Raw genomic sequence first — 7,172 nt, forward strand, 5'->3', positions numbered from 1 at the left:
GCCGAAGCTTTCGCTTCAGCGGGAGCCCCATAAGAAGGGCCTAGACCACCCTTCCTCCGAGCCCCCGAGGATCTTTCAATGCCGAGGTGCTTAGCCATGCGGCTTCTCCTTTTCCGGCAGAGGAACTTTCGCAACCTGGCCCTCTCCGCTTACCGCCCTCCCCAAGGGCTTTCCGCGGTGGTGGGGGGGAACGCCCAGGGCAAGACCAACCTCCTGAGGGGGATCCACCTCCTCCTCACCGGGGAGATGGAAGGAGGCCTCCAGGACCAGATCCGCTTCGGGGAAGGGGAGGCCTGGCTTTGGGGGGAAGTGGAGACGGCCTTGGGGGTCTTCCGCCTCGAGGCCACCCTCACCCCCGAAGGGCGCACCTTCCGGATCAACGAGAAGCCCACCGGGCTTAAGGGGCTTCTGGACCTTCCCGGATCCGTCCTCCTCTCCCCTGAGGACGTAGAGGTGGTCCTGGGGAGCCGGGAGGCACGGCGGGGGTTTCTGGACCGCCTGATCGCCCGCTTCTCCGCCCGGTATGGGGGGCTCCTTTCCGCCTACGAGAAGGTCCTAAGGCAACGGAACGCCCTCCTCCGCCAGGGGGGGAACGGGCTTTCCGCCTGGGACCAGGCCCTGGCCCGCTACGGGGAGGAGATCATGGCCTACCGGAGGCGCTTCCTGGCCCGCTTCCTGCCCATACTGGAAGAAGTCCATGTTGCCCTGGGGGGGAAGGGGGTGGGGGCCACCCTGGAGGAGACCGCGGGGCCGGGCCTCCTCGAGGCCCTCAGGGCCACGGCCAAGGAGGAGCGGGAGCGGGGCCAGACTCTGGTGGGCCCCCACCGGGACGACCTTCTCTTCCTCCTCTCGGGCCGGCCCGCCCACCGCTTCGCAAGCCGCGGCGAGGCCAAAACCCTGGCCTTGGCCCTAAGGCTTGCGGAGCACCGCCTGCTGTGGCAGCACCACGAGGAGCCTCCCCTCCTCCTCCTGGACGAGTGGAGCGAGGAACTGGACGAGGCCCGGCAAAAGGCCATCCTGGCCTACGCCAAGGCCCTACCCCAGGCCATCCTGGTGGGGCTCAGCGCCCCAGAGGGGGTCCCGGTATGCTGGATGGAAGGGGGGGTGGTGCTGTGCGGCGGCTGAAGGAGATGGTGCCCCTAGCTCTGGCCCAGGCGGGAAGCCGGGCCCGGATGGAGCGGGCCCTCCTCCTCGCCTCCTGGAAGGAGGTGGTGGGGCCGGAGCTGGCTCGGCTCACCCAGGCCCTCGCCCTGGAGGATGGGCTTCTCACCGTGCAGGTGGCGGACCCCGTTTTGGCCCACCAGCTCACCTACCGCCGCCTGGACCTCCTCCAGCGCCTCTCGGCCCGTTTCCCTGGAAAGGTGCGGGAGATCCGCTTCCGGGTGGGGCCCCTGGAGGCCCCTCCCCCAGGGGAACGCCCCCCAGAGGAACCCCTAACCCCTGCGCTTTTGGAAAAGGCCCGCGCCTTGGCCGAGACTGCACCCAAAGAGCTACGGGAGCGGGTGGAACGGGCCGCCTTGGCCCTCTTGAGAAAGCGTCGGGGCAGCCCCTGCCCCATCTGCCAGGCCCCAAGCGAGAAGAGCCCTTGCCCCACCTGCCGCCGCCACCTGCAAAGCCCCCTGGTGGCCAAGGAGGCGGAAAGGCTTGCCCGGGGCAAGCCCCCAAGGCTTTCCGGCGAACCCCTCCTCGTCGCCCGGCACCTGGCCCGGGAAAGGCTTCTTGGGGAGCTTCAGGACCTGTACCCCGTGGCCCTAAAGGAGCCCGCTTTCTGGCCCCTCCTTACGGACCTGGCCCAGCGCTTCCGGGCCCTTTTCCCCGAGGAGCCCCTACCCGAAGGGGTGCAGAGCCTCCTCAAGCGGATAGAATGAGGCCAATGCGCCTTTTAGCCCTCTTGTTCCTGGGCCTGGCTTTGGCCCAAGGAGAGCTCACCCACGTGGTGGCCCCGGGGGAGACCCTTTTCTCCATTGCCCGGCGCTACGGCACCACGGTGGAAGAGCTAAAGAGGCTAAACGGCCTCCAGGACTTCCTCATCCGGCCCGGACAGGTCCTAAGGGTAAGCCCGGCCCAAGACCCCACCCACGTGGTGGCTCCCGGGGAAACCCTCTTCTCCATCGCCCGGCGCTATGGGACCACGGTGGAAGCCCTGAAGGCCCTGAACGGCCTGGAAAGCGACGAGCTCCAAGCGGGCCAGGTCCTCAGGCTGCCCCAACGCACCCTCCCCGAAGCCCCAGCCCCGCCCCCCCAGGAAGAGGCCCTGGACCCGGAAAGCCCCCTTCTCCGGAGCGTTCTCCGCTACCTGGGGGTGCCCTACAAGTACGGGGCCAACTCCCCCCTGGCCCTGGACTGCTCCGCCTTCGTAGCCCAGGTCTACGCAGAGCTCGGGGTGGCCCTGCCCCGCACCACTCACGAGCAGTGGCGCGCCCTGCCCGAGGCGGAGGGCCTAAAGCCCGGGGACCTGGTCTTTTTCAGCTTCGCCGGGCGGGAGGTGGACCACGTGGGGATCTACCTGGGCCGGGGGGTCTTCGCCCACGCCAGCAGCTACGGGAGCCGGGTGGTCATAGAGAGCCTCGAGGCCCCCTTCTACCAGAAGGCCTACCGGGGCGCCCGCAGGCCCCCCCTCCCCGAAGCGGGCCGCTAAGAAGCTTTCGCTTCGGCGGGGCCCGAAGAAGGGCCCCGCCCGCCTTTCCTCACAAGCCCCGGAAGGGCTTTTCGGCGCCGAGGTGCTTAGGGCCAAGGGGGCCTTCGCCCCTGGGCCTTTTCCAGGGCCTCCCAAAGGGCCTCTCCCGGCCTCCCCTCCCCCCGGAAGGCCTCGGCCTCCCGCTCCACCCAGGCCTCCCCCAGGCGGAAGAGCACCCCCCGGGCCTCCGCCAAGGCCTCCCCGATGAGGGCCCCCAGGGAGTAGGCCTCAGCCTGCCGGGGTAGGTCGGGGTCCAGGCCCTGGCGCACCAGGGCGCGGCCGTAGGGCTCTTCCCGCTCCGCCATGGTGCCCCCTTGGGCAAAGTAGCGCCGGAGGACCCGGCCCCAGTCCCCCACCCGGCTGTAGGAGGCCATGGCCCCATAGGCGGCCTCGAGGTCTTCCGGGGTGTAGGGGCGGTAGCGGTTCTCGTGGATCACCAGGGCCCGGGGTAGCCTGGGCCTAGGGGGGCCTTCCTCGTCGGGCACGCCCACCGCCAGCCCCACCGCGGGGAGGACCCCCGGGGGCAAGCCCAAGAGGTCTATCAAGGCCTCCACCCCGTTCAACACCCCCCCGATGAAGCACACCCCGTACCCCAGGCTCTCCGCGGTAAGGGCGAGGTAGGCAGCGGAAAGAGCAGCGTCTATGAGGGCGAAGTGCAGGGCGGTGCGGGGCCAGAAGGCCATGGCCTCTCCCCGGTGGGCCAGGAGCCTTTCCAACCGGTGGACATCCGCCAGGAAAACGAAAAACTCCGCCGCCTGGCGGATGTGCTCCTGTTCCCCGGAAAGCTGGGCGATCCTATCCCGGAGGACAGGGTCCGTGACCCGGAGGGCGGAGTAGAGCTGGGCGCTGGCGTCTGTGGGGGCGCGCTGCAGGGCAAAAAGGAGCTTCTCCAGGTCCTCCTCGGGGAGGGGCACCGGCTTGAACCGGCGCACGCTCCGCCTTCGCTTCAGGGCTTCTAGAACCTCCACGCCCCTTAGCTTACGCCCAGGTAGGCCAGGTAGGCCCGCACCAGGGCCTCCCCATAGAAGAAGGCCACCACCCCCCCAAGGGCCAGATGGGGGCCAAAGGGCAGGGTGCGCTGGCGGAAAAGAACCCCGAGAAGGGCCCCGGAAAAGGCGGCGAGGAGGAGGGCGAGTAGGGCATAGGGCCCAAGCCAGGCCCCTAGGGCCCCCATGAGCTTCACATCCCCGTAGCCCATGGCCACGGGCTCTTCCTCCTCAGGCTCCAAGGAAGGGGCACGAAAGGCCCAATAAAGCCCCCCGGCCAGGGCCAGCCCCCCCGCGGCCACCAGGCTCCCCTGAAGGGCCTGAACATAACCCATCCCCCCCAGGAGGAAGCCTAGGGCCCAGGCCAAGGGAAGGAGCGGGAGGACGATTCGGTCCTTTAGGACCACCGGCCGCCCCGTGCGGGCGGAAAGGGCCCAGGAGAGAAAGGCCAGGGCCATCCCCACCCCCGGGCCCAAAAGGGCCCCGAAGAGGGCGGCCATGTGCACCTGGTGAGAGCCCACGGGGACCTCGGGCTTCCCCTCCCTAAAGCGCCTCAGGAAAAAGGCCCCGTACCCCGCCACAAGGGCCAGGAGGCCCGCCGCCAAAAGCGCCCCGTCCAGGGCCTGGCCAAAACCCAGGGGAAACCCCAAAAGCCCCGCGGCAAGGAGGCCCAGGAAGAGGAGGCCATAGGTGAGCCCGTCGGGAAGCTCCTGGGTGTCCAGGTCTATGAAGGCCAGGGCCACCAAAAAGGCGAGGAAGAGGAAGACCAAAAGCGCCTCCACCCCGGGGGGAAAGTAGAGGGCGGTGAGGAGGAAAAGCCCGCCCGTAAGCCCCTCCACCAGGGGGTAGCGGGAGGAGATGGGCGCCTTGCAGTAGCGGCACCGCCCCCTTAGGGCAAGGTAGGAGAGGACGGGAACGAGGTCGGAGGGGGAAAGGGTGTGCCCGCAATGGGGACAGCGGCTCCTCCCCCCTAGGCCTTCCCCTTTGGGAAGGCGATGGATCACCACGTTGACGAAAGAGCCCACGGCAAGCCCCAGGAGGAGGGCAAAAAGGAACCACATGAGGGTTATTGTACCAAGCCCATTGCGTGACGGATTTTTGCTTATTGGCAGTAAAGTGTTATATAATGACCCCATGGCCCTATGGTTTGAGGAGAGCCAGGAGGAGCGGCAGGTGCTTGGGCCCTTCCGGGAGTTCTTGAAGGCCGAGGTGGCAGCAGGGGCAGCGGAAAGGGACCGGACCGGGACCTTTCCCTGGGAGCTCGTGCGGAAGCTTGCCGAGTTCGGGGTCTTCGGGGCCACGGTCCCCGAGGCCTACGGGGGGGCGGGGCTTTCCACGCGCCTTTTCGCCCGCATGGTGGAGGAGATCGCCTACGTGGACGGGGCCTTGGCCCTCACCGTGGCCAGCCATAACTCCCTAGCCACAGGGCACATCCTCCTCGCCGGAAGCGACGGGCAGAAGGCCGAGTTCCTCCCCAGGCTGGCCTCGGGGGAGGCCCTCGGGGCCTGGGGCCTCACGGAGCCGGGGGCGGGGTCAGATGCAGCCGGCCTCAAGACCCGGGCCGAGCCGGTGGCGGGGGGATTCCTCCTAAACGGCACCAAGCAGTTCATCACCCAGGGGAGCGTAGCCGGGGTCTACGTGATCATGGCCCGCACCGACCCCCCGGCGGAGGGCAAGCGGCACTTGGGGATCTCCGCCTTCGCCTTCTTCCGGCCCGAGCGAGACCTAAAGGTAGGACGGAAAGAGGAGAAGCTAGGGCTTAGCGCCTCTGACACCGCCCAACTCATCCTGGAAGACCTCTTCCTGCCCGAGGAGGCCCTTTTGGGGAAAAGGGGCCAGGCCTTCTACGATGTCCTAAGGGTGCTGGACGGGGGCCGCATCGGCATCGCCGCCATGGCCGTGGGCCTGGGCCGGGCCGCCCTAGACTACGCCCTCCGCTACGCCAAGGAGCGGGAGGCCTTCGGGCGGCCCATCGCCGAGTTCCAGGGGGTTTCCTTTAAGCTGGCGGAGATGGCCACGGAGCTGGAGGCGGCGAGGCTCCTTTACCTCAAAGCGGCGGAGCTCAAGGACGCGGGGCGGCCCTTCGCCCTCGAGGCCGCCCAGGCCAAGCTCTTCGCCAGCGAGGTAGCGGTGAAGGCCTGCGACGAGGCCATCCAGATCCTTGGGGGCTATGGGTACATCAAGGACTACCCCGTGGAGCGCTACTGGCGGGACGCCCGCCTTACCCGCATCGGGGAGGGGACGAGCGAGGTCTTGAAGGTGGTCATTGCCCGGCGCCTTCTGGAAGGAGCGTAAAGGTTAGGGCCTTGGGGGTCCTGAGGGCAAGCTGCCCGCAAGCCGCCCCTACGTCCTGCCCCCGGCTGAAGCGGATGGAGGTGGGGATGCCGGCCCGCTTCAGCTCCTCGGCAAAGGCCAGGATGCCCGCTTTGGGCGTGCCCTTCACCGGAGCCCCGGGCCAGGGGTTAAAGGGGATGAGGTTCACGTGGGCGCTCACCCCCCTTAGGAGCTTGGCCAGAAGCCGGGCCTGCCAGGGGTGGTCGTTCAGGCCCTGGAGGAGGGTGTACTCAAAGGTCACCCGCCGCTTGGTCTTGGCGTAGTAGGCCCGCACCGCCTCCATGATCTCCTGGATGGGGTAGCGGTGGGCGGTGGGGATGATCTTCCTTCGGGTCTCGTCGTCGGGGGCGTGGAGGGAGAGGGCCAGGCGCACCCCCAGGTCCTCCTCCGCCAGGCGGTGGATCCCCCGGGGGATGCCCACGGTGGAGAGGGTGATGCGCCGCGGGCTCATGGCCAGACCCTTAGGGTGAAGCATGGTGCGCACCGCCTTCAGGACGTTGGTGAGGTTCAAAAGGGGCTCCCCCATGCCCATGAGGACCACGTTGCGGATCTCCCTAGGGGAGATCCCCTGGTGGTAGGCGATGGCGAGGAGCTGGTCCAGGATCTCCGCCGCGGTGAGGTTGCGGCCGAAACCCAAGGCCCCCGTGGCGCAGAAGGTGCACCCCGCGGGGCAGCCCACCATGCTGGAAAGGCAGACCGTCTTGCGGTTCTCGTAGGGCATGTAGACGGCCTCGGTCTTCTTGCCGTCTAGGAGGGTAAAGAGGTACTTCACGCTCCCATCCCGGCTCGGGTAGGCCTCCACCAGGGCGAACTCCGAGATGCGCCACTCCCCGGCCAACGCCTCCCGGAGCCCCTTGGGAAGGTCGGTCATCTCAGAAAAGTCCCGCACCCCCCGGGCGTAAAGCCAGTGGGCGATCTGGGCCTTGCGGTAGCCCTCGCCCGGAAGCTCCTCGGGGGAAAGTTCCAGGATGGGCTTCATGGGTGGGGTCTTTGGCCGGTCGGCCATCTTCCCATTCTAGGAGGGAAGGGCCAAGGCCGCAACCACCCCTGTGCTCGGACAAACACATGTGAGACTGCCCCAACTAAAATGTGGGGACCACTCCAACATGAAGGAGGTCCCCACGAATGCAGCTTACCACCATCGGCCAGGAGATGTGGAAGGGAGCCCGGCTGGC

At 68.1% G+C, this 7,172-nt stretch carries 7 protein-coding genes; 4 read left to right on the top strand and 3 right to left on the bottom strand.

From position 1 onward, the window contains the following. Positions 1 to 96: 96 nt before the first annotated feature. Genes recF through WKI94_RS06195 form a run of 3 tightly spaced genes read left to right on the top strand, consistent with a single transcriptional unit; the run spans position 97 to position 2,638 of the window. On the top strand, positions 97 to 1,125 hold the full coding sequence (recF, locus tag WKI94_RS06185) for a DNA replication and repair protein RecF (RefSeq protein ID WP_337844897.1): 1,029 nt from the start codon (positions 97 to 99) through the stop codon (positions 1,123 to 1,125). Then, the gene (locus WKI94_RS06190) at positions 1,086 to 1,868 is read left to right on the top strand and encodes a DUF721 domain-containing protein (protein ID WP_337844898.1); all 783 of its coding nucleotides are present in this window, start codon (positions 1,086 to 1,088) and stop codon (positions 1,866 to 1,868) included. Before recF ends, WKI94_RS06190 begins: the two co-directional genes overlap by 40 nt. A gap of 5 nt (positions 1,869 to 1,873) precedes the next feature. Then, entirely contained in the window at positions 1,874 to 2,638 is a 765-nt protein-coding gene (locus WKI94_RS06195; protein WP_337844899.1) for a peptidoglycan endopeptidase, read from the top strand. A gap of 86 nt (positions 2,639 to 2,724) precedes the next feature. Here the strand turns inward: WKI94_RS06195 and WKI94_RS06200 are convergent, their stop codons facing one another. Both WKI94_RS06200 and WKI94_RS06205 read right to left on the bottom strand, forming a co-directional pair. Then, positions 2,725 to 3,645, bottom strand: a complete 921-nt coding sequence (locus tag WKI94_RS06200) for a nitroreductase family protein (protein WP_337844900.1) — start codon at positions 3,643 to 3,645, stop codon at positions 2,725 to 2,727. Between the two features lie 5 nt (positions 3,646 to 3,650). Further along, positions 3,651 to 4,724 (bottom strand): prepilin peptidase, encoded by a 1,074-nt coding sequence (locus tag WKI94_RS06205; protein WP_337844901.1) that lies wholly within the window; start codon positions 4,722 to 4,724, stop codon positions 3,651 to 3,653. A gap of 73 nt (positions 4,725 to 4,797) precedes the next feature. Here WKI94_RS06205 and WKI94_RS06210 point away from each other — a divergent pair, with 73 nt between their 5' ends. Further along, entirely contained in the window at positions 4,798 to 5,958 is a 1,161-nt protein-coding gene (locus WKI94_RS06210) for an acyl-CoA dehydrogenase family protein (RefSeq protein WP_337844902.1), read from the top strand. Here the strand turns inward: WKI94_RS06210 and rlmN are convergent. Beyond that, entirely contained in the window at positions 5,927 to 7,003 is a 1,077-nt protein-coding gene (gene rlmN / locus WKI94_RS06215) for a 23S rRNA (adenine(2503)-C(2))-methyltransferase RlmN (protein WP_337844903.1), read from the bottom strand. The two genes, WKI94_RS06210 and rlmN, sit on opposite strands and share 32 nt — an antisense overlap. Between the last annotated feature and the right edge of the window lie 169 nt (positions 7,004 to 7,172).

This window comes from Thermus sp. (assembly GCF_037444525.1).
Taxonomy (GTDB): domain Bacteria; phylum Deinococcota; class Deinococci; order Deinococcales; family Thermaceae; genus Thermus.